The following is a 21718-nucleotide window of genomic DNA, read 5'->3' on the forward strand; positions in this document are numbered from 1 at the left end:
AACACCTCCGCGGCACGGCGCTGGGATTCCGCAACCTCACCTACTACCGCATCCGAGCACTCCTCGAAGCCGGCGGCTTCCGCACCCACTTCACCCACACCCGTGACTAACAACCGCCTACACCCCCAAATCCGAAGAGCCGCTTGAGCCCCGGCAGAGCGAAAGGTTCATCCTTGGCTGACACGCTCGGCGATACACTCGCCGACGACTGGCCCGCCGCAGTCTTGCCGTCGGACGACGAGCAACCAGACAGCACCATCGACACGCCGATGAGTGACACAATTCCAACAGTGCAATATTTAAGAGTTGATAGCATGACAACAAATATAGCGCGCACACTTAGACATGCACGAATCGACCGACCCTTCAATGAACTAACCGGCCGACGAGGACCCACGAAATCACATGAACTATCGTTGTTCATACTTCGGAGACTGCCTAGTATTCCTACACAAGGTGATCGGACACCGTTACAATAAGAGCGAGCCCCAGGCTTTCCGTCACCGCAGCATGGATAATCCATGAGGCGGTGACGGAAAGCCTGGGGCTTTTCCAGGTTCGGGGCTCAGGCGTCGATGACCAGGTCCGACTTCGGAGTGGAGCAGCACGGCAGGAACTTCCCGTTGGCGACCTCTCGGGCACGGATGCCGCCCTGGTGGTTCATGTCCACGTCCCCCTCAACGAGGATGGACTTGCACGACCCGCACATACCCTCCTTGCAGTTGGCTCCGATACGTATACCGGCACCACGCGCTGCGTCGAGCACGTTCCCGTCAGGATCGATGCGCACCTTGATCTTGGAACCCAGGAAGGTCATGGTCAGCGCACCCTCCCCCACAGTCGGGAACTCAGCGACCTCACCTGACGCAGCCCCGGTGGCCGGTACCGCCGCCGGCATCACCGTTGCCATGCCCGACGACGGTGCCTCCTCGGGTGCATCCGCGCCCTCGGCGAGCGCCGACGCATCTGGGCTGGGAAGTTGCGTGGTCTGCGAGTCATCGGTAACGGGGAGCTGGATGATCGGCAGTGCCCCGGTGGCCGGTTCCGCCACGGCGGCGGAGGCCTGGATCGGGTTCTCCTCCGCCCATGCCTCGGCCAGGTCGGCTGCGGCCGCAACTTCCGCCGCGTACTCCTTACGGGTGGTGAACGTGTCCGTGAAGTACTCCATGAACAAGGACGTGTCATCCACACCTGCGGCGTTGACGAGCTGGTGGGTTGCCTCGAGATATCCGGCGGGACCGCAGGCGTAGACCTGCCGCCCGTTGGCGTCTGGCGCCACCTCGTTGATCATCTCGAGGCTGAGGCGTCCCTTGAGCCAGGCCCAGTCGGTGGGTGCGCCGCGGCTGCCGATGGACCAGTGCACGGTGAAGCGATCATCCACGGAGACCAGGTGCTGCAGTTCCTCGGTGAAGGCGTAGTCCCCCGGCCCCTTGCCGTGATAGAGCAGGACGACGTCGGCGCGTCCGGGCAGCGAGTGAATGGTACGGACCATCGACATCATGGGGGTGATCCCGGCACCGGCCGCGAGTAGCAGATACCGGGCACGGCGGTCGTAGTCGGGCAGGTGGAAGGCGCCCACCGGCCCCAGCATCTCCACGACCATGCCCGGGTGCAGGTATTGGTGCATCCACGGTGAGACCAGACCTGCAGGGTCCAATTTCACGGTGATCGCGAAGGTCCACGGCTGAGTCGGCGCCGAGGAAAGCGAGTAGCTCCGGTCCACCGGCTCGGCGTCCCGTCCGTGGGCCGGCACCGCGATGTTGACGTACTGCCCGGAGCGGAAGGACAACGGGGCCCCGTCCGTGCGGCGGAACACGAAGGTCTTCATGTTGCCGCCCTCAGGGATCACCTCGACGCATTCGGCGGTGAACTCCTGCGGGTGCCATGGGCCCAGGGCGCGTGCGGCTGCGCCCACCGCGTTGTTCTGCTGCAGCGCCCGGTTCCAGGGCATCTCCAGACCACGGATGTGCTCCATATGAGTGTTGGGGGCAACCGGTACTGCAGCGGCCTCCGGCAGCGCGCCGGTGGGCGGCGGAGGGGGAACCGGCGGCAGCGGCGTGGCCGCGGCGGCCCCCGCGGCGTCGTCGGGCACGGCGTCGTCGCGCACAACCTCGTCCGACATCGCGTCGTCTGACATCGCGGGTGCCGACCCCCGTCGTTTGCGAGTGCGTGTGGACGCCGTCATGCGGTGACCTCACCGGTGGAGGAGACCGCGTCCACACCGAGGTACTCACGCATGCGCTCCACGTACCAGGAGATGAAGGCCTCCACCTGGTATTCGCTCTTCATGTACGGCCCGGGCTCGTAGGCCGGGGAGGAGGCGCCGGTCTGGCACATTTCCACGAAGGCGCGGTCCTGGACGTTGGTCATCTTCCAGGTGTGGGTGAGCTCGTCGAGGTTGTAGTCAACGCCGTCGACGGCGTCGGAGGCCACGAGCCAGGTGGTGCGCACCACCGTCTGGTGCTCGTTGACGGGGAACGCGCCGAAGGTGATGACGTGGTCTCCCAGCAGGTGGAACCAGCTGTTGGGCTGCAGGTGCAGGGAGCAGCGGCCCAGCCGGAAGTCGCGCAGGTCGCCCAGCAGCTTCTTGGAGAGGCGGCGGCCGGACGCGGAGAAGGACTCGCCCTCGCCGTCCAAGGACTCACGCGAGATGCGGAAGCCGGCCACGCGGGTGTCGAGTTCCTCGATCACCTTGTACGGGAGACCGTAGCGATCGCACCGGTCCTGCAGCGCGGCCTCCGCCTCGAGGTTGCGCATCCAGGCCTCTTCCAGGTGCGGCGGGATGATGCCCTCTGACAGGCCCCATGTCGGAAAGAGGGAACAGGCCAGCTCGGGGTGGCCGTCGCAGTGGTAGCACTCACGGTTGTTCTCCATGACGAGCTTCCAGTTGCCCTCCTCCACGAGCTCCTGCTGGAACGCGACCTTGGTGGAGGCGATCTCGTGGGGTGCCAGGTAGGGCTCGATGATCTTGGCGACCTCGTCGAAGTCCGTGGGCGGCTCATCCGCCATGCAGACGAAGATGAGGCCTGCCACGATCTTGGAGTGGGCGGTCTTGAGGCCGTAGCAGGACTTGTCGAAGTCGGCCTGGCCGGGCGCAGAGGCGTGGATCAGGGCGCCGGTCTCGTTGTAGGTCCAGGAGTGGTACCCGCACACCATGTTCCCGGTGGTGCCGGCGCGCTCGGTGAGCACGCGGGCGCCACGGTGGCGGCAGACGTTGTGGAGGACGTTGACTCCGCCTGGGTTACCGTCCTCATCCTCAGTGCGCAGCAGGATCAGTGCGGAGGGACCGAACTCGACGGTGACGTAGTCGCCAGGTTCCGGGATCTCTGCGATGGAGGCCGCAAAGATCCACTGTTTGGCGAAGATCCCCTGCATGTCGCAGGAGAACACCGTGGGATCGGCGTAGAACGGTGCGTCGAGGCTGAAGCCCGGACGACGCTGCGCAAAGATATCGCGCAGTTCTGCCAGTTGTTCCGAGGGGACCTTAGAGTTCAGACGGCCATGGGTCCCGGGAACCGGCGAGGTAATGGTCATGCGGCATCCTTGAGGTGCGGGCTCGAGAGTGAGCGAGGCTGATGTGGGTGGAGATCATCCTGGGCTTCCTTGTCGGAAGTCAGACCGGTGCGCACACCCCAGATTAGGCCGCAAAAGCTCCAAGAAACATCGGTTAATTATCGGGTTCATCGTGCAGAATGTTTGCATGATTGATCCTCGGCTCGTCACCCTCCGAGCCTTCGCAGAATGTGGGACCATCCACGCCACAGCCGCCATGACCGGCTACTCCCCCTCCGCCATCTCCTCCCAGTTGCGAGAGCTGCAGCGCAGCCTGGGCATGGAGCTGGTGGTGAAGGCGGGGCGAGGCCTGTATCTGACCTCCACCGGCCGGGCCCTGGTGGACGGGAGCGACAGCCTCATGGCCGAGTGGGAACGCGTCAAGGCGGCGGCCTTCGCAGCCGGTGATGCGACTCCGTCCAAACTCGGCTTGGGCGGATTCTCCACAGCCGCGAGCAATCTCCTGGCACCGTTGGCCGGAACGCTGCACCGGACGCACCCCACCATGGAGGTGCAGGTGATCGAGGCCGATCCCACCCGCTGCTTCGAGCTCCTCCTGAGCGAGAAGATCGACGTTGCCGTCATCATCGCCATGCAGGCCACCACCGTCACGGATCCGCGCTTCGAACAGATCCCGCTGCTTGACGACCCCCTGGATGTGATCGTCCATGCGGATCACCCCTTGGCGGGTTCCACCAGTCTCGACCTGGCAGATCTGGCAGGAGAACCGTGGATCACCGGCGAGGACGGCGGCGTGTATCAGGCCCTGTTCACTGCGGCGTTCGCCGCAGCCGGCCAGACGCCGCGCGTGGCCCACCGCGTCATCGAGTGGGAGACGTCGTTGGCCTTGGTGCAGGCCGGTGTGGGCATCGGCCTGCTTCCACGCTTGGCCCCCCTGGTGGGTGCGCGGGATGTGGTCCGCGTAAGGCTTCGGGAGGGCCGCCGCCCGATCCGCAAGATCGTGGCCGCCGTTCGTGCGGGGTCAAGCCGCTCACCGCTGACACGGCTCTGCCTCGAGACCCTGCACGCCACCGCACAACAGATCGTGGAAAGCAGGCTCGAGGAGGAAGGCTGAGCCTTCTCCGCAGGAACATCCGGCCGCACCGTGCACGATTCCCGCACGATACCGTGCGAAATTCTGTCGACAACTGTTGCTCTGAACCCATTGACCCGATGTGACCCAAGTCATCAGGCTTGAGATGTCCGGCAGCGACACATCCAACGCGCTGCCCATCGGACATCCCAGCAGCACTTCATGAGCAAGGAGGCTCACGCATGGGCAACAAGGCCGTCAGTTACCAGGGTCCTGGCAAGGTCGCCGTCATCGATACGGACTACCCCGATTTCGTTCTCCACGACGGTCCGGGCGTGAACCCCGCCAATGTGGGCCGCCGAGTGGACCACGGCGTCATCCTGAAGACCGTGGCAACCAATATTTGCGGTTCCGACCAGCACATGGTGCGCGGCCGCACCACGGCCCCGGAGGGCCTGGTGCTTGGGCATGAGATCACCGGTGAGGTGGTCGAGGTCGGCAAGGATGTCGAGTTCATCAAGGTCGGGGACCTCGTTTCCGTTCCGTTCAACATCTCCTGCGGACGTTGCCGAAACTGCAAGATCGGCAACACCCACATCTGCCTCAACGTGAACCCGGATCGCCCCGGCTCCGCCTACGGCTACGTCGACATGGGTGGCTGGGTCGGAGGCCAGGCCGAATACGTCCTGGTCCCCTACGCGGACTGGAACGTTCTCAAGTTCCCTGATCGCGATCAGGCCATGGAGAAGATCATGGACCTGACCATGCTCTCCGACATCTTCCCCACCGGCTATCACGGTGCCGTCGGAGCCGGCGTCAAGCCGGGGTCCACCGTGTATGTGGCCGGCGCCGGTCCCGTGGGCCTGGCCGCCGCGACCGCCGCGCAATTGCTGGGCGCCGCCGTGGTCATCGTTGGCGACATGAACGAAGGGCGCCTTGACCAGGCCCGTAGCTTCGGTTGCGAGACCGTGGACCTGACCAAGGGCGAGCCGGCCGATCAGATCGAACAGATCCTGGGCGTTCCCGAGGTCGATTGCGCCATCGATGCGGTGGGCTTCGAGGCCAAGGGCCACGGCGGCGACTCCAGTCACGAGGCCCCGGCCACCGTGCTGAACTCGCTCATGGACATCACCATGGCCGGCGGCTCCGTGGGCATCCCCGGCCTGTACGTCACGGGTGATCCGGGCGGTATCGACGAGGCGGCCAAGATCGGCTCGCTGTCCATGCGCTTCGGTCTGGGTTGGGCGCGCGCACTCTCCTTCACCACCGGCCAGTGCCCCGTGATGCGCTATCACCGCGGCCTGATGCAGGCCATCCTCAACGACAAGGTGACCATCGCCAAGAACGTCAACGCGACCGCGATCACGCTGGATGAGGCGCCCGCGGGCTACGCCGCGTTCGACCAGGGTGCCGCGCAGAAGTTCGTGCTGGACCCGCACGGGGTGATCGCAGGCCGCTGACGCGCCCCCTTCGTGAGGCCGCGCTCCCCGTGTGGGGGCGCGGCCTTCGTGCGCGCCGGGACCTGTGCCCGACGGCGTGGCTCGGCGGCCGCCCGCGGCCGCGCCCCGTGCCCGTCGCGCACCGCATCGGTGACGCACCGCGCCGGTGAGGCACCGCGCCGGGCACCGCCCGTCGCCAACAAGCAACCAGGTAGTGCGCATCGCGGAACATGTTGCATAGACTGCACGTATGGCTGAGACCCACACCACGTCCGGTGCAGACGTCGCCCCCGTCCAGGCGGTGGACCGCGCGCTGCAACTGCTCGAGTTGCTCGCCGACAACGGTCCCACCAGCGTGTCTTCCCTGGCCAAGGAGTTGGGCGTCCACCGTTCCACGGCATTCCGCCTGCTGGCCACGCTGCAGCAGCGCCGCTTCGTGGAACACCGCGACGACGGAAACTACATGGTGGGTCCGGGTGCCGTACGCGTGGCGGGCGCCGTCACGTCGCGCACCACGCTAGCGCGGGAGGGGGCGCAGATCTGCACCGAGGTCACCGCCGAGCTCGATGAGACCTCCAACGTTGCCGTGCTCGTGGACGGCTACGCAGTCAACGTTGCGCAGGCCACGGGTACCTCTGCGGTCGCGGTCCGGGATCAATTCATCGGCCGCCACACCCCGGGACACGCCACCTCATCCGGCAAGGTGCTGCTGGCCTACGCCGATCCGGACGTTGCGAAGTCCGCCATCGCTGGTGCCGAGCGTTTCTCGGCCACCACCATCGTGGACCCGGCGGCATTGCGCAGGGCCTTGGCAGAGGTACGGGAACGCGGGTGGGCCTCCGCGATCTCCGAGTGGCAGGAGGACACCAATGCCGTTGCCGTGCCCGTCTTCGATTCCGACGGAGGCGTCATCGCAGCGCTCAGCCTGACGGCGCCGTCGTTCAGGCTCAAGGAGACGGACCTTCCGGCCGTGGCGGAGCGCCTGCGCATCCACGCGGATGAGCTCTCCCGCCGCCTGGGGCACCTGCACGCCCGCCCCTGAACGAGCCCAATCCCGGCCACACAGTTCGAGAGTCAGTTGTGCCGCGTGAACCTCGATTCACACGACACAAGCGACTCTCGAATCAGCTCCGAACAGACCAGGATCAGGTGAGCACCACGGTGCGGCCGCCGTTGAGGAACACGCGAGAATCGCAGTGCCACTTCACGGCGTCGGCGAGTGCCTTGCATTCGGAGTTACGCCCCACCGCCACGAGGTCCTCCGGCAGGTAGGTGTGGTCAACGGGCTGGACCTGCTGGGCGATGATGGGCCCCTCGTCCAGTTCGTGGTTGACGTAGTGGGCGGTGGCCCCCACGGTCTTGACCCCGCGGTCGTAGGCCTGGTGGTCGGGCTTGGCACCCTTGAAGCTGGGGAGGAAGGAGTGGTGGATGTTGATCGCCTTGCCGGAGAGTTCGCGGCTCAGGTTGTCGGAGAGCACCTGCATGTAACGGGCCAGGACCACCAGGTCCACCTCGAAACGGTCCACGAGCTCCAGCAGCTGGGCCTCTGCTTCTGGCTTGGTCTCCTTGGTGACGGGGATCCGGAAGAACGGGATGCCGTGCCATTCGACGGTCTGCCGGAAGTCGGGGTGGTTGGAGACCACGGCGACGATCTCTGCGTTCAGTTCGCCCTGACGCTCGCGGTGGAGCAGATCCTCGAGGCAGTGGCCGAACTTGGAGACCATGAGCAGTACGCGCTTCTTCTGTTCCTTGGGGCGGACGGAGCATTCGGCCTCGGTCTCCTCGGCCAGCTTGTCGAGGTCGCCTCGCAGGTTGTCGAGTTCCGCCTCACCTCCTGGCAGGGTGAATTCGGCACGGAAGAAGAAGTGCCCCGTGCGGGGATCATCGAACTGCTTGAGCTCCTCCACATTTCCCTGGTGCTGAACCAGCACGCCCGTCAGAGCGTGCACCAGACCGATGCGCTCGGGGCAGTGATAGGTGAGGACGTAGTGGTTCTTGGCGTCCGTGGAGGCGGCGGAAGAAGTGGTCATGCTGGCCTGCTTTTCTCGCTAGGGTTCGGGCGGAGTTCACATCGGTCAGCGTGTTGCGTGATACGCGACACGTTGCACCTTATGCATCCATTGTCAGTCCCCAGCACCCCACGCGCAAGCCCTGATATATCAGGTTAGTGAATTCTTCCGCCTATGCGAATCGGGCTCTTGTGTGATCCAGGACAACAACGCAGAATAGTCGCATACAGCGCAACGCGTGCGTATCGTGCAACATCACCACCTCACCTTGGAGCCACCGCAGATGTCTAAGACCTCCCCCCAGCCCCGGATCGTGATCATCGGCGCAGGTATCGTCGGCGCCAACCTGGCAGACGAACTACTCAGCCGCGGCCAGGAGAACATCCTGGTCCTGGAACAGGGTCCCCTGCGCCTCCCCGGCGGGTCCACCTTCCACGCCCCCGGCTTCGTCTACTCCACGAATTCATCCAAGACGATGACCGAGTTCGCGCAGTACACGATTTCCAAGCTCTCCGGGATGATCCAGGAGGACGGGACCAGCTGCTTCCGCTCGGTGGGAGGCTTGGAGATCGCCACCACCCCTGAGCGCTTGACCGAGCTGCATCGTCGCGCGGGATGGAACCGTTCCTACGGCGTCCCCGCCGAGGTCGTGGACGTCGACCGCGTCGCAGAGCTGCACCCCATGCTTGATACCTCCAAGGTGTTGGGCGGACTCTGGACCCCCACGGACGGCCGTGCTCTCGCCGCGCAAGGCACTTCGCTGCTCATCGAGCGCACCCGCGCGGCGGGGGTGGAGTACCGCGATCTGACCACCGTGACCGGGATCGAACAGACCGGCGGCAAGGTGACCGCCGTCCTCGCCGGCGAGGACCGCTTCCCCGCCGACATCGTGGTCTGCTGCGCCGGGTTCTGGGGAGCCCACGTCGGGGCCATGGCGGACACCCCTGTGCCGCTGCTGCCGTTGGCCCACCAATTTGCGTGGTCCACTCCCCTGCCGGAGTTGGTGGCCCGGAAGAACGAGGTCGGTGGCGGCAGCTTGCCGATCATCCGCGATCAGGACGCTTCCCTGTACTACCGCGAATGGGGGGACAAGATCGGTATCGGCTCGTACGCCCACCGGCCCATGCCGGCCACCATGGCGGATCTGCCGACCTACACCCCCGAGCAGTTCGACGCCCACCACATGCCCTCCTCGCTGGAGTTCACCCCGGAGGACTTCGTCAACGAGTGGGCACACACCCAGGAGATGCTCCCTGCGCTGAAGAATGCTCAGGTTGAGCGCGGCTTCAACGGCATCTTCTCCTTCACCCCTGACGGTGGTTCTCTGGTGGGCGAGTCCCGCAACGTGGCCGGGTTCTTCGTGGCCGAGGCCGTATGGGTGACCCACTCGGCAGGCGTCGCCAAGGCCGTGGCCGAGGTCCTCACCCAGGGCTACTCGGATACCGACCTCTCCGGCCTCGACCTGCACCGCTTCGAGGACGTCCAGACCACCCCGGAGTACGTCTCCGAGACGTCGCAGCAGCAATTCCGCGAGGTCTACGACATCATTCACCCGAAGCAGCCGCCGGCCTCCCCGCGCGACGTTCGCCTCTCTCCGTTCCACACCCAGGAGGTGGAACTCGGCGCCGTGTTCCTCGAGGCCTCCGCCTGGGAGCGTCCGGCCTGGTACGAGTCCAACGCCTCCCTTCTGGAGCAGCTTCCCGAGGAATGGCGCGAGCCGGAGCGTGCCCCCTGGGCCGCCGAGTTCACCTCACCCATCACGGCCGCGGAGGCCTGGAAGACTCGCACCAACGTCGCCATGTATGACATGACCACGCTGAAGCGTCTCATCGTGGAAGGTCCGGGCGCCGAGGAACTGCTGCAGCGCCTCACCACCTCCAATATGCGGCGCAAGCCGGGCGCCGTCACCTACACGCTGTTCCTCGACGAGGTGGGCGGCGTGGCCTCCGATGTGACCGTGGCCCGTCTGAGCCAGGAGGTGTACCAGGTGGGAGCCAACACCAATGCCGACCTCGTTTACCTCCAAAGGCAGGCCAAGCTGCTCGCTGCCGAGGACCCCACCCTGTGGTCCACCGTCCGTGACATCACCGCCGAAACCTGCTGCATCGGTCTGTGGGGCCCGCACGCCCGCGACGTCCTGTCCTCCCTGACCTCGGACGACGTCTCCAACGAGAACATGAAGTACTTCCGCGTGCATCAGATCTCCGTGGCCGGTGTCCCCGTCACCGCAATGCGTCTGTCCTACGTGGGCGAGCTCGGCTGGGAGCTCTACACCACCGCGGACCTGGGTTCCCGCCTGTGGGACCTCATCTTCGAGGCCGGCCGGGAGTACGGCATCATCCCCGCCGGCCGCAACGCCTTCGACGCGCTCCGGTTGGAGAAGGGCTACCGCTCCTGGGGCTCGGACATGACCACGGAGCACGAGCCCGACCAGGCCGGTATCGGCTTCGCGGTGAAGAGGGATAAAGGCCCGTTCGTCGGTGCTGAGGCCCTCGAGGCACGTGCGGCGGCCACCACCAAGCGGTTGCGCACCATCACCATCGACGACCCCGCGAGCATCATCCTGGGCAAGGAGCCGGTCTACCTCCCCGGCGGCGAATCGGCGGTGGGGTACGTGACCTCAGCGGCCTACGGCTACACGCTCGGCCATCCCATCGCCTACGCCTGGCTGCCCGGCGACGTGGAGCTGGGAGACAACGTGGAGGTCGAGTACTTCGGCGAGCGCTTCCCCGCCACCGTCCAGGCGGATGTCATGGTGGATCCGGGGATGGAGAAGATCCGCGCCTGAGCACCTACCAGCCGCCCACACAACAAAGGTGCCCGACGACGCGACTCCAGTCGCGTCGTCGGGCACCTTTGTTGTACGTATCAACGCATCAGACGTCGTCGTCGGCGGCCAGGCCGCCTTCGTTCTCCAGATTCTCCAGGCGAGCCACCTTCACGCTGTTGTACTTCTGACGCACGCCGTAGCCTGCATCGTCGGATTCCGGCAGCAGCACGGCCCCGAACGTCTCCAGCGCGGCCTGCAGCTTGAGGTTCTCCTCCGACGTCAATGGGCCCACGCCTTGTTCGAAGGCCCGCGCCTTGGAGGCGTCGATACCAGCTTCAGACGCGACATCGTCGATGGACACCTGTGTCAAGGCGCGGGCGGCCCTGGCGAGGTCTGGTCTGATCAGAAAATCGTTGTGGGTCATGACTCCATCATGAACCCATGAACGCAGGTTGACCAGTATCAGCGCGCCCGAGGATGCGAGGTCAGGAAGACCTCACGCAGCGTGTCCGCAGTGACCAGCGTGTAGACCTGTGTGGTGGTGACGGAGGCATGACCCAATAATTCCTGGACCACCCGCACGTCCGCGCCGCCCTCGATCAGGTGGGTCGCGAAGCTGTGCCGCAGGGTGTGCGGCGAGACCTCGCGCGTGATGCCGGCGCGCTCGGCGGCGGCCCTGATGATCGTGAAGGCCGACTGCCGTGAGAGTCGCCCGCCACGCAGGTTCAGGAACAACGCCGGCGTTCCCTTGCCCTTGGCCGCCAGCGGGCCGCGCGCTCGCACCAGGTAGGCCTGCAGCGCCTTCACGGCGTATGAACCAAGGGGCACCACGCGTTCCTTGGACCCCTTGCCGAAGAGGCGCACCACGGCCGGTCCCCCGTCCTCCGGGGCCTCCAGGTGCAGATCGTCCACGTCCAGGCCAACGGCCTCGGACACGCGAGCGCCGGTGGCGTAGAGGAACTCCAACAGCGCCCGGTCCCGCAGCCCCGCGGGCGTGTCTGGATCCGGCGCGGCGAGCAGCGCCTCCACGTCGGCCAGCGGCAGCGCCTTGGGCAACCGCTGCCCGGTGGAGGGCGGGTGCACGTCCGCGGCGACGTTCTCCGCGGTGATGGACTCCTCGGCCCAGAAACGGTGGAGTCCGCGCACCGCGACCACGCAGCGGGCGGCCGAGCGGGGAGCCAACGCCGTTGCGCCGTCCGCGCCATCGCCCAGGGCCGCGGCGAAAGCTGTCACATCCTGCGCGGCGATGCCCTGCGGGGCGAGGATGTCGCGGCCTCGCAGGTGCGCCTCGTACCGCGCGAGGTCGCGCCGGTACGCGGCCAACGTGTTGGCGGAGAGCCCGCGTTCCACCCGCAGGTGATTCAAGTAGGCGTCGATCCCGCGCCGCAGGGCGTCGGATCCACTGTCCGACGGCGGGTTCCCGGCCCCGTTGCCCGCCCTACCCAGCTGCGGCGTCAGAGTCGGCCTCCGGCCTCCGGCCGCGCGGCCCATTCCGCGTCCGCGGGACGCAGCTGCTGGAAATCGGTGCTCTGGTGTGCGGCGAGCGCGAGAATGCCCACCACCGTGGACGGATTGCCGATGCGGCCGCTCAGGACCGCCGCGACGGCGTCCGCGACGGGGAGCCACACCCGTGGCATGTCCGCCTCTTCCTCTCCGCGGGTGAAGCGCTGCCCCTCGGGGACCTCGCTCAGCTCGCGGGCCAGGTAGATGCGGATGGCCTCTGAGGAGGAGCCAGGCGTGGTGTAGAAGTCCACCAGCGTGTCCCAGCGTGCAGCCTCGAGGTCGGCCTCTTCGAAGAGTTCGCGCTTGGCTCCGGCCAGCCCGGATTCCCCGTCGACATCCAACAACCCGGCCGGGATCTCCCACAACTGAGCGCGCACCGGCTGGCGACGTTGCCGCTGCAGCAGAATGCGTCCCTGGTCATCCAGTACGAGCATCGCCACGGCGCCGGTGTGCTCGATGAAGTCGCGGGTCAGCGGCTCGTCCTGGCCGGGCATGGTGAAGGTCTCGGAGACCACGTCCCAGATCCGGCCGTGATACTGGACCTCACTGGAGTCCGGCTCCCCCTCAACCGGAACGTCGGCGACGGAGGCCCCCAGTGCGCGATCGGCGACCGCCTTCGCGGCCTTGGCCGCGGCGTCGACCAAACCGCCGAGGGGGCCCGGCAGCGCGCCCGACGCGGCGCCGTCGGGCATGGCCGACGACGCCTCCTGCCGCCCGGAAACCTGGTCACCGGAGAGGAAGCCGGGTAGCGCGGCCGGATCCACGGCATTCTTGCGTGAGGGATGCTCAGTCATGGCGAACCCGTCAGTGGCCCACGTAGGCCAGCGCGGCCTCCACCAGTCCCGCGAACATCGGGTTGGGGCGCGTGGGACGTGAGGTCAGCTCCGGGTGCGCCTGCGTGGAGACGTAGTACGGGTGAACGTCCTTCGGCAGTTCCACGTACTCCACGAGGTGACCGTCCGGAGAGGTGCCTGAGACCACGAGGCCGGCTTCCTCCAGCTGCTCGCGATAGGCGTTGTTGACCTCGTAGCGGTGGCGGTGGCGCTCGGAGGCCGAGGTGGCTCCCCCGTACACGCCGGAGACCACGGAGCCTTCCTTGAGTTTGGCCTCGTACAGGCCAAGGCGCATGGTCCCGCCCAGGTCACCCGCGCCGTCCACGAACTGCTCCTGCTCGGCCATCGTGGAGATGACCGGCACGGTGGTGTCGGGGTCGAACTCGGTGGAGGATGCACCCTCCAGGCCGGCCACGTTCCTGGCGTACTCGATGACCATGCACTGCAGGCCGAGGCACAGGCCGAGCGTGGGAAGCCCGTGGGTTCGAGCGTAGGTGAGGGCGCCGAGTTTGCCCTCCAGTCCACGGATGCCGAAGCCGCCGGGCACGCAGATCGCCGCGACACCCTTCAGCGCCTTGGCCGCACCCTCCTGGGTGGCGCACTCGTCGGAGCGGACCCAGCGGATGTTGACCTTGGCCGAGTTGGCGAACCCGCCGTGCTTCAGGGCCTCGGTCACGGAGAGGTAGGCGTCCGGAAGGTCGACGTACTTCCCGACCAGGGCCACCTCGATCTCGTGCTTGGGGTGGTGGACCGCCTTGAGCAGCTGATTCCACTTGGTCCAGTCCACGTCCTGGAACTTCAGGCTGAGGGACTGAACGATGTAGGCGTCGAGGCCCTGGGCGTGGATGGTGACCGGGATGTCGTAGATGCTCGGTGCATCGGCGCAGTTGATGACGGCTTCCGGATCGACGTCGCAGGTGCGGCCGATCTTGGCTCGCATGTCCATGGGGATCTCACGGTCGGAGCGGATCACCAGGGCGTCGGGCTGAATGCCGATGGAGCGCAGCGCCGCCACGGAATGCTGGGTCGGCTTGGTCTTCAGTTCGTGGCTGGGGCCGATGTACGGGACCAGGGACACGTGCACGAAGAACACGTTGCCGCGGCCGATGTCCTGACGCACCTGACGTGCGGACTCCAGGAAGGGCTGCGACTCGATGTCACCCACCGTGCCGCCGATCTCGGTGATGATCACATCGGGGGCGGACTTGCCCTCGCCGGGCTCGGTGGCGGCCAGGCGCATACGACGCTTGATCTCATCGGTGATGTGCGGGATGACCTGCACGGTGTCACCGAGGTAATCGCCGCGGCGTTCCTTCTCGATGACCGTGGAGTACACCTGGCCCGTGGTCACGTTGGCCGTCCCGACGAGATTCTCGTCCAGGAAGCGCTCGTAGTGACCGATATCCAGATCCGTCTCCGCACCGTCATCGGTCACGAAGACCTCACCGTGCTGGAACGGGTTCATGGTTCCCGGGTCAACGTTGAGATAGGGATCGAGCTTCTGCATCGTCACGGAGAGCCCGCGCGAGCGAAGGAGATTACCCAGAGAAGAGGCCGTCAGCCCCTTGCCCAGGGACGACGCCACACCGCCGGTGACGAAGATGTGCTTGGTGGTCTCATTGGACCGCTGCCGAGGAAAGTTTCGTTGCACCACGGAACTTCACCCTATCATCGACCGCTGTCTTGGGGTCCCTGTTTCTTGGTCTTCTTCGCGGTGATCTTCGCCGCCGCCCCGGAACGTGATGCCGAAGCCTCGCTGCGGGACGCGGCTTCCTTGGCCGCATCCTCCAGCAGCTCCGCCGCGTGCGCGCGGGCCGCCTCGGAACCGGCCTGGCCGGCCAGCATTCGTGCCAATTCGGTGATCCGCTGCCCATGGTCAAGCGCCACGACGTCGGACGTGGTCACGCCTCCGTCTGCCGCACCGCCGCTCTCCGTGGTCTTCGTGACCGTCAGATGCCGGTCTGCGAACGCTGCGACCTGCGGCAGGTGCGTGACCACCACCACCTGCACATGACGGGCCAGCCGGGCCAGCCTGCGGCCGATCTCCACGGCGGCCTCACCGCCCACGCCCGAGTCCACCTCGTCGAACACGAACGTCGGTACCGGGTCCACCTCGGCCAGCACCACTTCCAACGCCAGCATCACACGCGAGAGCTCGCCACCCGATGCGCCCTTGCCCAGCGGACGCGGATCCGCGCCGGGATGCGGGGCCAGCAGGAAGGAGATCTCGTCCGCGCCGTGGGAGGCCGGCTCCGCGGCCTCCACCGCGATCTGCAGGCGGGCATGGGGCATCGCCAATGCGTGCAGTTCCTCGTCCACGCGCTCGCTGAGCCGCTCCGCCGCGTCGACACGCAGCGCATGCAGGTTCCGGGCTGCGGTGGTGAGTTCCTGGGTCAGCGCCCGGACCTTCTCCTCCAGTGCCTCGGCCCTGCCCGGGTCGTCTTGCAGGCTGTTGAGCCGGACCCTGGAGGCCTCGGCCCAAGTCAGGACATCGTCGATGCTCGGTTCCGCACCCGATGCGTAGCGCCGCAGCAACTGGGCCAGTGCGGCACGGCGCTGCTCCACCTCGGCCAGTTCTGCCGGACCGTCCGCGTCCAGGTTCTCCACGTAGCCTGCCAGTTCGGTGGCCACGTCGGAAAGGATGTAGCCGACCTCCCGCAAACGCTGGGTCTGCTCCGCGAGCTGCTGGTCGTCACGATCAACGGCCTCGAGTGCGCGCTTGGCGGCGTCCACGAGGGACACCGCGTCCACGGCCTCACCGATCTCTTCGGAGAGCAGCGCAGCATGGGCGGCATGGGCACCTTCTCGCAGCTCCTCCACGTGGGAGAGCCGCTGGGCGCGCGCATCGAGTTCCGCGTCCTCCCCCGGACGGGGTTCCACGGCGTCGATGTCCTCGAGCGCCTGCTGGAGGGTTTCCGCCTCCAGGGCCCGCTCCCGGCCGCGTTCGCGGATCTCGGTGAGTTCCTCGCGGGCTGCGCGGAGGCTGTCGAAGACGGAGGAGTACTCCTGCGTCGCCCGGGCCAGCGGCGCCCCGCCGAAGGCATCCAGGGCCGCCCGCTGTTCGGCAGTGCCGCGCAGCCGGAGCTGGTCCGACTGACCGTGCACCGCCACGAGTTGGTCCCCGATCCGGCCGAGGACTCCCACCGGAACGCTGCGGCCGCCCGCGTGGGCGCGTCCTCGGCCCTCAGCCGAGACCGTCCTGGACAGGTAGAGCACCGAACGGCCGTCGTCGTCCTCGTCCAGCTCGGCGCCGGACTCCACCGCCTCTTGAAGGGCTGGTGCCTGTGGGGAATCCACGATGGTGGCCTCAACGACGGCGCGCTGCTGCCCGCGTCGCACCATGGAGGCATCCGCCCGCTTGCCGGTGAGCAGGCCGAGCGCGGTGACCACCATGGTCTTTCCGGCGCCGGTCTCACCCGTGACCACGGTGTATCCGGGACCGAGAGGAAGCTCCGCATCGCTGATGCCGCCGCGGTTGTTGCCTGCGGCGCCTGCATTCCCGGCCGCTGCGGCCTCCCCCAGCGGCAGCTCCGCCTCGTCGATGACACCAAGCGACCTGATTCTCAGGCTCTCGATCAACGCGTCTCCCCCTGTTCGTTCTGCACCGGTTCCGGGCCGAAGAACTCGTCACGAAGCAGGGGTTCCAGGTTCCTGGGCGGTTCCACCACGTTCACTGGCCCCACCACGGGGAGGGCCGTGGTCGCGGCATTCGCGGCCGTCTCGGCCGGACCTCGCCAGCCGCTGATGGGCAGCTGGAACTTGCGCACCAACCGATTCGCGAACGGAGTCCGGGTCAACCGTGCCAGACGTACCGGATGATCGCTTCGGGTGACCTCGACGCGGGAGCCGGCGGGCAGATCCACCATGCGGCGGCCGTCGCACCACAGCACGCCACGGGCCTCCGTCCGGGTCAGGACCTCCACCGCCAGCGTGGATTCCGGTGCCACCACCAGCGGCCGGGCAAAGAGGGCGTGGGCGCTGATGGGCGCCATGACCAGGGCCTGCACCTCGGGCCAGACGATGGGGCCGCCAGATGAGAACGCGTAGGCGGTGGACCCCGTGGGAGTGGCCATGACCACGCCGTCGCAACCGAAGGTGGAGATCGGGCTCCCATCCACCTCCACCACGACCTCGATCATGCGTTCGCGATCCGCCTTCTCCACCGCGGCCTCATTCAGCGCCCAGGTGTGGGCGCGACGGGCTCCGTCGAACCAGACCTGCACGTCGATGGTCATGCGTTCCTCCACCGTGTAGTCACGGTTCAGGATCGCGGTGACGGTGGAATCAAGATCCGCCTTGTCGCTCTCGGCGAGGAAGCCAACGTGGCCAAGGTTCACCCCGAGCAGCGGCACGTCGGAACCGCGCACCAGTTCGGCGGTGCGCAGGATGGTGCCGTCGCCGCCCAGAACCATGCCCAGTTCGATGTCGTCCAACTGCACGTCGCGGCCCAGGACCTCGACGGAGAGGAAGCCGCTGTGCGGATACGCTCGGATCTGCGCGGCCTCGTCCGCCCTCATGACCGGGGAAAGCCCGGCCTCCTTGAGTTTCTCGCACGCCGCAATGGCGATGCCTACCGCCTCACGCCGCCCCGTATGGGTCAGGACCAGGATTCGCCTCATGCCGTCCTCTGCTTAGGATCTTCTGCTGCCCTCAACCATAGTCAACGGTGTCCAGCAAGGACCCCCGCGCCGGTATGTGTGGCATGTTGGGCCGCGCTGCAGGCACCAGGTGCAGGAAGAACTCTGCATTGCCGTCCTGACCCGCCAATTGCGAACGCCCCACGCCCAGGGCCACCAGGCCGGCGCGTTCTGCCGCGTCCACCACGGTGCTCACGGCGTCACGCCGTGCCCGAGGGTCGGTGACCACTCCGGTCCGAGCCAGCCGTTCCCTGCCCACCTCGAACTGCGGTTTGACCATCAGCAGCGCATCCCCATCGGGACGCAGCACAGAGGACAGGGGTGCCACCAGCAGCCTGAGGGAGATGAAGGACAAGTCCCCCACGATGAGGTCCACCCCACCCGGGACATCCTCGGAACGCAGTTGCCGCAGATTGAAACCCTCGCGATTCTCCACGCGCGGATCCGCCACGAGGACCGGATGCAACTGATCATGCCCCACGTCCACGGAGATGACGTGGGAGGCACCGGCCTCCAGCAGTACCTGCGTGAAGCCACCTGTGGACGCACCGGCGTCCAGCGCAACCTTGCCTGCCACCGGCAGGGGGAACGTCTCGAGCGCTCCCAGAAGTTTGTGCGCTGCACGCCCCACCCAGCGATCCGCTGCATCCGCCGACAGCTCCAGTTCGATTCCCTCACGCACGGTTTCCGAGGCCTTGGTCGTGGGACGGCCATCCACCCGCACGCGTCCGGCGGCCACGGCTTTGGCCGCCCGCGTCCTGGAAGGCTGCAGCCCGGCCTCGACGAGGGCCACGTCCAGGCGAGCGGTGCGTGTTACTTGCGCCAGTTCTCCAGTGCCCGACGTGCGTGGCTCGCTCACGCTCGATCCTCGCCTTGGCGGGGCCGCGTCACCAGTCGGCTGGGCTCGGGCTTGGCGGTGCCTGGTTCCCCGTCCGGTTCATCGCCCAGCGCGGATTCGTCATCCAGTGCGGCAGTCAGTGAGTCCAGCACGCTTTGATAGGCCTGCACATGGTCGGAAAGATCCGGAACCGTTGCGGACTCCTCCGCCTCGGTGACCTCGACGCCGTTGGTGACATCGTCATCGAAGGGAATCTGGTGCTGCTCCAGATCGAGAATCGGGCGCAGCAGCTCGCGCTCGGCCTCATTCAGATTCTCGGGCAGGCTCTCCGGGAGCTCGTCGCCCGCCGACTGCTCGGTCATGCCGAGACTCCCGCCTCGTTCCGACCGGCCTCGAACCGTGACACCTCGACGAAGAGGTCAGCCAGTGTGTTCAGGACGAATTCGGGGCGCTCTCCAGGGCCGACTGCGGCCGCAGACGCCATGGTGTCTATACCGGTCAAGACCAGAGCCGTACTGAAGCCTGCCGCGACCCCACCAGCCACATCCGTGTCCAGACGATCTCCGATCACCAAAGGTGCGTGCAGACCGAGCTGTTGAGCAGCGAAACGCATCAAGGTCGGCTGGGGCTTCCCCGCGACCAGGGGTTCAACGCTCACCGCACTTCGAACCGCGGCCACCAATGAGCCGTTGCCCGGAGCGATCCCTTCCGCCCGAGGAATCGTGGTGTCCGTATTGGTCGCCACCCAGATGGCACCTGCCTCGATCGCGAAGGCGGCCGCGGCAAGGTCCGTCCAGCCAAGGGTCGGGTCGAAGCCCTGAACCACGTAGTCGGGTTCGGTCTCAGGAGTGTGCGACATGGCGGTGCGGACCACCTCCACGCCCACCCCACGCAACTCGTTGCGCAGGCTCTCTGAACCCACCACCATGGCGCGCGGCCCTCTGGTGACGAAGTCACCTGGACGCGAGGCCACGTCGTCGGCCACCAAACTTGCCGCAGCCGCCGCGGATCCGAAGACCTGATCTGCGCTCACGTCCAGACCCAAACCATTGAGCTGATCGGCGACGACCTGGGCGGGACGCGAGGCGTTGTTCGTGACGAAGCCGATCTTGAGTCCGAGGCCGGCGGCCCGGTTCAGGGACTCGATGGCATCCACCACGGCGTCAGGGCCGGCGTAGACGACGCCGTCCAGATCGCACAGAAGTCCGTCGAAGCGGTCCGCCAGCATCGGGGAGGCGGTCACCGGGACTCGTCCTCGGCTTCCGCGTCGTCGAGTTCGGCATCCGCATCGGAGCCCATGAAGGCATCATCGGAGGCCTCCAGGTCGTCGGCGTCCTGCTCCTTCAGGTTCAACGGCCCAGCGAAGGGGTCCTCGAAGCCCTCGGGGAGCTTGTCCCCGTCCTCGTCCTCGCCACCGGTGGGAAGCGACGCGTCGGACTCGACGCTCAGGCCCTCGGCCTCGGCGTTCGCGGCGGCCAGGTCCTTGGCCTCCTGCTGCGCGTGTTCCTTTTCCTGGCGCTTGGCCTCGCGTGCTGCGCGCTTGGCCTCGCGTGCTTCCTCTTCCTGGGCCTCGATCAGGGCCACGGCCTCGGGATCGGCCGGCTCGTCCACGTCCGGGCCTTCGCCGAAGTCGACGATGGCTTCCTCGTCGTCTCCCACGGTGCCCAGGGCACGCTCGGCCACGGCGATGCGTGCACGCCAGCGCTTGGATTCCTTCTCCTCGCCGTCCGCTTCCAGTGCGTCGGCGTAGGCCTCGTACAGGCGCGGGCTGAATTCGTAGGCGCGGTTGATGTCAAGGGTTGAGATCTCCAGGGCCTTCACCGCCTCACCCGTCTTGCCGTCGTCCAGCAGAATGCCTGCCTCGACGATGGCGGCCTCGGCACGGGCTGCGCCGGTCAGCGCGCGAGCCTCAGGGGACGTCACGGTCTCCATGGCCTTGCCCTCGCGGCCCAGTGCGCGCTCGCAATCGGCGATCAGGGCGATGTGCTGGTCGTCGCCGGTGATGCGGCGGTAGGTGCGCAGCTCACGCAGGGCGTCCTGGTACTTGCCGCAGGCGTAAGCGGCAATGCCGACGGCCTCACGGACGATGCCCACACGGCCACCACGACGAGCCGCAGCGGTGGCGTGCTTGAAGGCGAGCTCCGGGTCATCGTCAAGATAGCGGGCGGTCATCACCAGGTGCCGGGCGACCCAACCACGGTGGAACTCATCGAGGTACTGCAGCTCGCGCTGGGTCCACTTGTCGAGTTCCTCCCCGGTCACGTCGCGATCGACATCGGGCAGGTTCTCGCCGGACTCACGGACGGAGGCACGGGTGTCGACGCGGCCGCCCTCACGGTCACCGCGGCCCCGGTCACGGCCGGCGCCCTGAGGCTTGCCACGGTTGCCATCACGCTTGGGACCACGGTCATCCCAACGACGATCCCCACCACGGTTGTCACGGCGGTCTCCCCCGCGGAAGTCACGGCGATCCCCGCCGCGCTCATCACGCTTGGGACCACGATCATCCCAACGACGATCCCCACCACGGTTGTCGCGGCGGTCGCCCCCGCGGAAGTCACGACGTTCGCCGTCACGGCTCTCGCGGCTGTCACGGCGGTCGTCACGCTTGGGGCCACGGCTGTACCCGCCTCGACGATCATTGTCGTTGCGCTTGTTACCGCGGTAACCGCCGGAGGAGCCGCGGCTTCCCTGGGAGCGACCGCTACCGCGGGAGTCCTGACCCTCTTCGTGATTCGACACGTAGACCTCTTCAAAAATTCGTGGGTACCGGAGGACGTTGCTCCACCGGCGCAATGACCCAGTCTACCGCCAGCATGCGGTTCAATGGAGCGCGGGAGGCTACGAATCCCGGAGACTGCTGTCACGCCGGGCCGGCCAATTCCATGAAATTGGGTACGGGTATGGGTGTGGCCCCGCGCCTCGCCCAGGTGTTCTGGGGGGCTGCGGGGCCACACCTTCTGTGGTTGTGTCCGGCGGTGTCCTACTCTCCCACAACCTCCCGGTTGCAGTACCATCGGCGCTGTAGGGCTTAGCTTCCGGGTTCGGGATGGGACCGGGCGTTTCCCCTACGCTATTGGACCGCCGTAACTCTTTCACCCCAA

General features: G+C 66.9%; 17 protein-coding genes and 1 rRNA gene. 4 read left to right on the forward strand and 14 right to left on the reverse strand.

Annotated elements, in window-relative coordinates; all coding sequences use genetic code 11:
* Positions 1–565: 565 nt before the first annotated feature.
* Both Q0A15_RS03805 and Q0A15_RS03810 read right to left on the reverse strand, forming a co-directional pair.
* Positions 566–1975, reverse strand: coding sequence for an iron-sulfur cluster-binding domain-containing protein (locus tag Q0A15_RS03805; RefSeq protein ID WP_291278225.1), 1410 nt, complete (start codon positions 1973–1975; stop codon positions 566–568).
* A 206-nt stretch (positions 1976–2181) separates the two neighbouring features.
* On the reverse strand, positions 2182–3534 hold the full coding sequence (locus Q0A15_RS03810) for an aromatic ring-hydroxylating dioxygenase subunit alpha (RefSeq protein WP_291278210.1): 1353 nt from the start codon (positions 3532–3534) through the stop codon (positions 2182–2184).
* A gap of 166 nt (positions 3535–3700) precedes the next feature.
* On the opposite strand from Q0A15_RS03810, the gene Q0A15_RS03815 reads away from it, so the two are divergent.
* The 3 genes from Q0A15_RS03815 (at position 3701) to Q0A15_RS03825 (ending at position 7066) form a co-directional block, all read left to right on the forward strand.
* Entirely contained in the window at positions 3701–4627 is a 927-nt protein-coding gene (locus Q0A15_RS03815) for a LysR family transcriptional regulator (RefSeq protein WP_291278211.1), read from the forward strand.
* Positions 4628–4827: 200 nt separating this feature from the next.
* On the forward strand, positions 4828–6045 hold the full coding sequence (gene fdhA / locus Q0A15_RS03820; protein ID WP_291278212.1) for a formaldehyde dehydrogenase, glutathione-independent: 1218 nt from the start codon (positions 4828–4830) through the stop codon (positions 6043–6045).
* 229 nt (positions 6046–6274) lie between these two features.
* The gene (locus tag Q0A15_RS03825; protein WP_291278213.1) at positions 6275–7066 is read left to right on the forward strand and encodes an IclR family transcriptional regulator; all 792 of its coding nucleotides are present in this window, start codon (positions 6275–6277) and stop codon (positions 7064–7066) included.
* 103 nt (positions 7067–7169) lie between these two features.
* Here Q0A15_RS03825 and purU read toward each other — a convergent pair whose 3' ends face one another.
* Positions 7170–8054 carry a formyltetrahydrofolate deformylase gene (gene purU / locus Q0A15_RS03830; RefSeq protein ID WP_291278214.1) on the reverse strand — a complete coding sequence of 295 codons (885 nt, stop codon included), beginning with the start codon at positions 8052–8054 and terminating at the stop codon, positions 7170–7172.
* A 262-nt stretch (positions 8055–8316) separates the two neighbouring features.
* On the opposite strand from purU, the gene Q0A15_RS03835 reads away from it, so the two are divergent.
* Positions 8317–10821 carry an FAD-dependent oxidoreductase gene (locus tag Q0A15_RS03835; protein ID WP_291278215.1) on the forward strand — a complete coding sequence of 835 codons (2505 nt, stop codon included), beginning with the start codon at positions 8317–8319 and terminating at the stop codon, positions 10819–10821.
* An 88-nt stretch (positions 10822–10909) separates the two neighbouring features.
* Here the strand turns inward: Q0A15_RS03835 and Q0A15_RS03840 are convergent, their stop codons facing one another.
* From Q0A15_RS03840 to rrf, 11 genes are all read right to left on the reverse strand, one after another.
* Positions 10910–11227, reverse strand: a complete 318-nt coding sequence (locus Q0A15_RS03840; protein WP_291278216.1) for a hypothetical protein — start codon at positions 11225–11227, stop codon at positions 10910–10912.
* Positions 11228–11265: 38 nt separating this feature from the next.
* Positions 11266–12294: a site-specific tyrosine recombinase XerD gene (gene xerD, locus Q0A15_RS03845; protein ID WP_291278217.1), complete on the reverse strand. Its 1029-nt coding sequence runs from the start codon at positions 12292–12294 to the stop codon at positions 11266–11268.
* On the reverse strand, positions 12258–13100 hold the full coding sequence (locus Q0A15_RS03850; protein ID WP_291278218.1) for an NUDIX hydrolase: 843 nt from the start codon (positions 13098–13100) through the stop codon (positions 12258–12260). Before Q0A15_RS03850 ends, xerD begins: the two co-directional genes overlap by 37 nt.
* Before the next feature lie 10 nt (positions 13101–13110).
* Positions 13111–14793 carry a CTP synthase gene (locus tag Q0A15_RS03855; protein WP_291278219.1) on the reverse strand — a complete coding sequence of 561 codons (1683 nt, stop codon included), beginning with the start codon at positions 14791–14793 and terminating at the stop codon, positions 13111–13113.
* Between the two features lie 14 nt (positions 14794–14807).
* Positions 14808–16604 carry a DNA repair protein RecN gene (recN, locus tag Q0A15_RS03860; protein WP_291278226.1) on the reverse strand — a complete coding sequence of 599 codons (1797 nt, stop codon included), beginning with the start codon at positions 16602–16604 and terminating at the stop codon, positions 14808–14810.
* A 110-nt stretch (positions 16605–16714) separates the two neighbouring features.
* A complete protein-coding gene (locus tag Q0A15_RS03865; protein ID WP_291278220.1) occupies positions 16715–17758 on the reverse strand; it encodes an NAD kinase in 1044 nt (347 codons plus the stop codon).
* Positions 17759–17789: 31 nt separating this feature from the next.
* Positions 17790–18635 (reverse strand): TlyA family RNA methyltransferase, encoded by an 846-nt coding sequence (locus Q0A15_RS03870; RefSeq protein ID WP_291278221.1) that lies wholly within the window; start codon positions 18633–18635, stop codon positions 17790–17792.
* A complete protein-coding gene (locus Q0A15_RS03875) occupies positions 18632–18976 on the reverse strand; it encodes a hypothetical protein (protein ID WP_291278222.1) in 345 nt (114 codons plus the stop codon). Before Q0A15_RS03875 ends, Q0A15_RS03870 begins: the two co-directional genes overlap by 4 nt.
* Positions 18973–19857: an HAD-IIA family hydrolase gene (locus tag Q0A15_RS03880; RefSeq protein WP_291278223.1), complete on the reverse strand. Its 885-nt coding sequence runs from the start codon at positions 19855–19857 to the stop codon at positions 18973–18975. Before Q0A15_RS03880 ends, Q0A15_RS03875 begins: the two co-directional genes overlap by 4 nt.
* Complete coding sequence (locus Q0A15_RS03885) at positions 19854–21356, reverse strand: hypothetical protein (protein ID WP_291278224.1); 1503 nt, start codon at positions 21354–21356, stop codon at positions 19854–19856. Before Q0A15_RS03885 ends, Q0A15_RS03880 begins: the two co-directional genes overlap by 4 nt.
* Positions 21357–21584: 228 nt before the next feature.
* Positions 21585–21703: ribosomal RNA gene (rrf, locus tag Q0A15_RS03890) — 5S ribosomal RNA — on the reverse strand.
* Between the last annotated feature and the right edge of the window lie 15 nt (positions 21704–21718).

Origin of the sequence: Galactobacter sp., assembly GCF_022712295.1 — a bacterium.
In the GTDB taxonomy this organism is placed as follows: Bacteria; Actinomycetota; Actinomycetes; order Actinomycetales; family Micrococcaceae; genus Galactobacter.

Bases quoted from the DNA above. Each gene is read 5' to 3' on its own strand.
- Q0A15_RS03825 (WP_291278213.1), top strand. From the start codon at position 6,275: ATGGCTGAGACCCACACCACGTCCGGTGCAGACGTCGCCCCCGTCCAG.
- purU (WP_291278214.1), bottom strand. From the start codon at position 8,054: ATGACCACTTCTTCCGCCGCCTCCACGGACGCCAAGAACCACTACGTC.
- Q0A15_RS03850 (WP_291278218.1), bottom strand. From the start codon at position 13,100: ATGACTGAGCATCCCTCACGCAAGAATGCCGTGGATCCGGCCGCGCTA.
- Q0A15_RS03835 (WP_291278215.1), top strand. From the start codon at position 8,317: ATGTCTAAGACCTCCCCCCAGCCCCGGATCGTGATCATCGGCGCAGGT.
- fdhA (WP_291278212.1), top strand. From the start codon at position 4,828: ATGGGCAACAAGGCCGTCAGTTACCAGGGTCCTGGCAAGGTCGCCGTC.
- Q0A15_RS03810 (WP_291278210.1), bottom strand. From the start codon at position 3,534: ATGACCATTACCTCGCCGGTTCCCGGGACCCATGGCCGTCTGAACTCT.
- Q0A15_RS03875 (WP_291278222.1), bottom strand. From the start codon at position 18,976: ATGACCGAGCAGTCGGCGGGCGACGAGCTCCCGGAGAGCCTGCCCGAG.
- Q0A15_RS03805 (WP_291278225.1), bottom strand. From the start codon at position 1,975: ATGGAGCACATCCGTGGTCTGGAGATGCCCTGGAACCGGGCGCTGCAG.
- Q0A15_RS03865 (WP_291278220.1), bottom strand. From the start codon at position 17,758: ATGAGGCGAATCCTGGTCCTGACCCATACGGGGCGGCGTGAGGCGGTA.
- Q0A15_RS03815 (WP_291278211.1), top strand. From the start codon at position 3,701: ATGATTGATCCTCGGCTCGTCACCCTCCGAGCCTTCGCAGAATGTGGG.
- Q0A15_RS03840 (WP_291278216.1), bottom strand. From the start codon at position 11,227: ATGACCCACAACGATTTTCTGATCAGACCAGACCTCGCCAGGGCCGCC.
- xerD (WP_291278217.1), bottom strand. From the start codon at position 12,294: ATGGGCCGCGCGGCCGGAGGCCGGAGGCCGACTCTGACGCCGCAGCTG.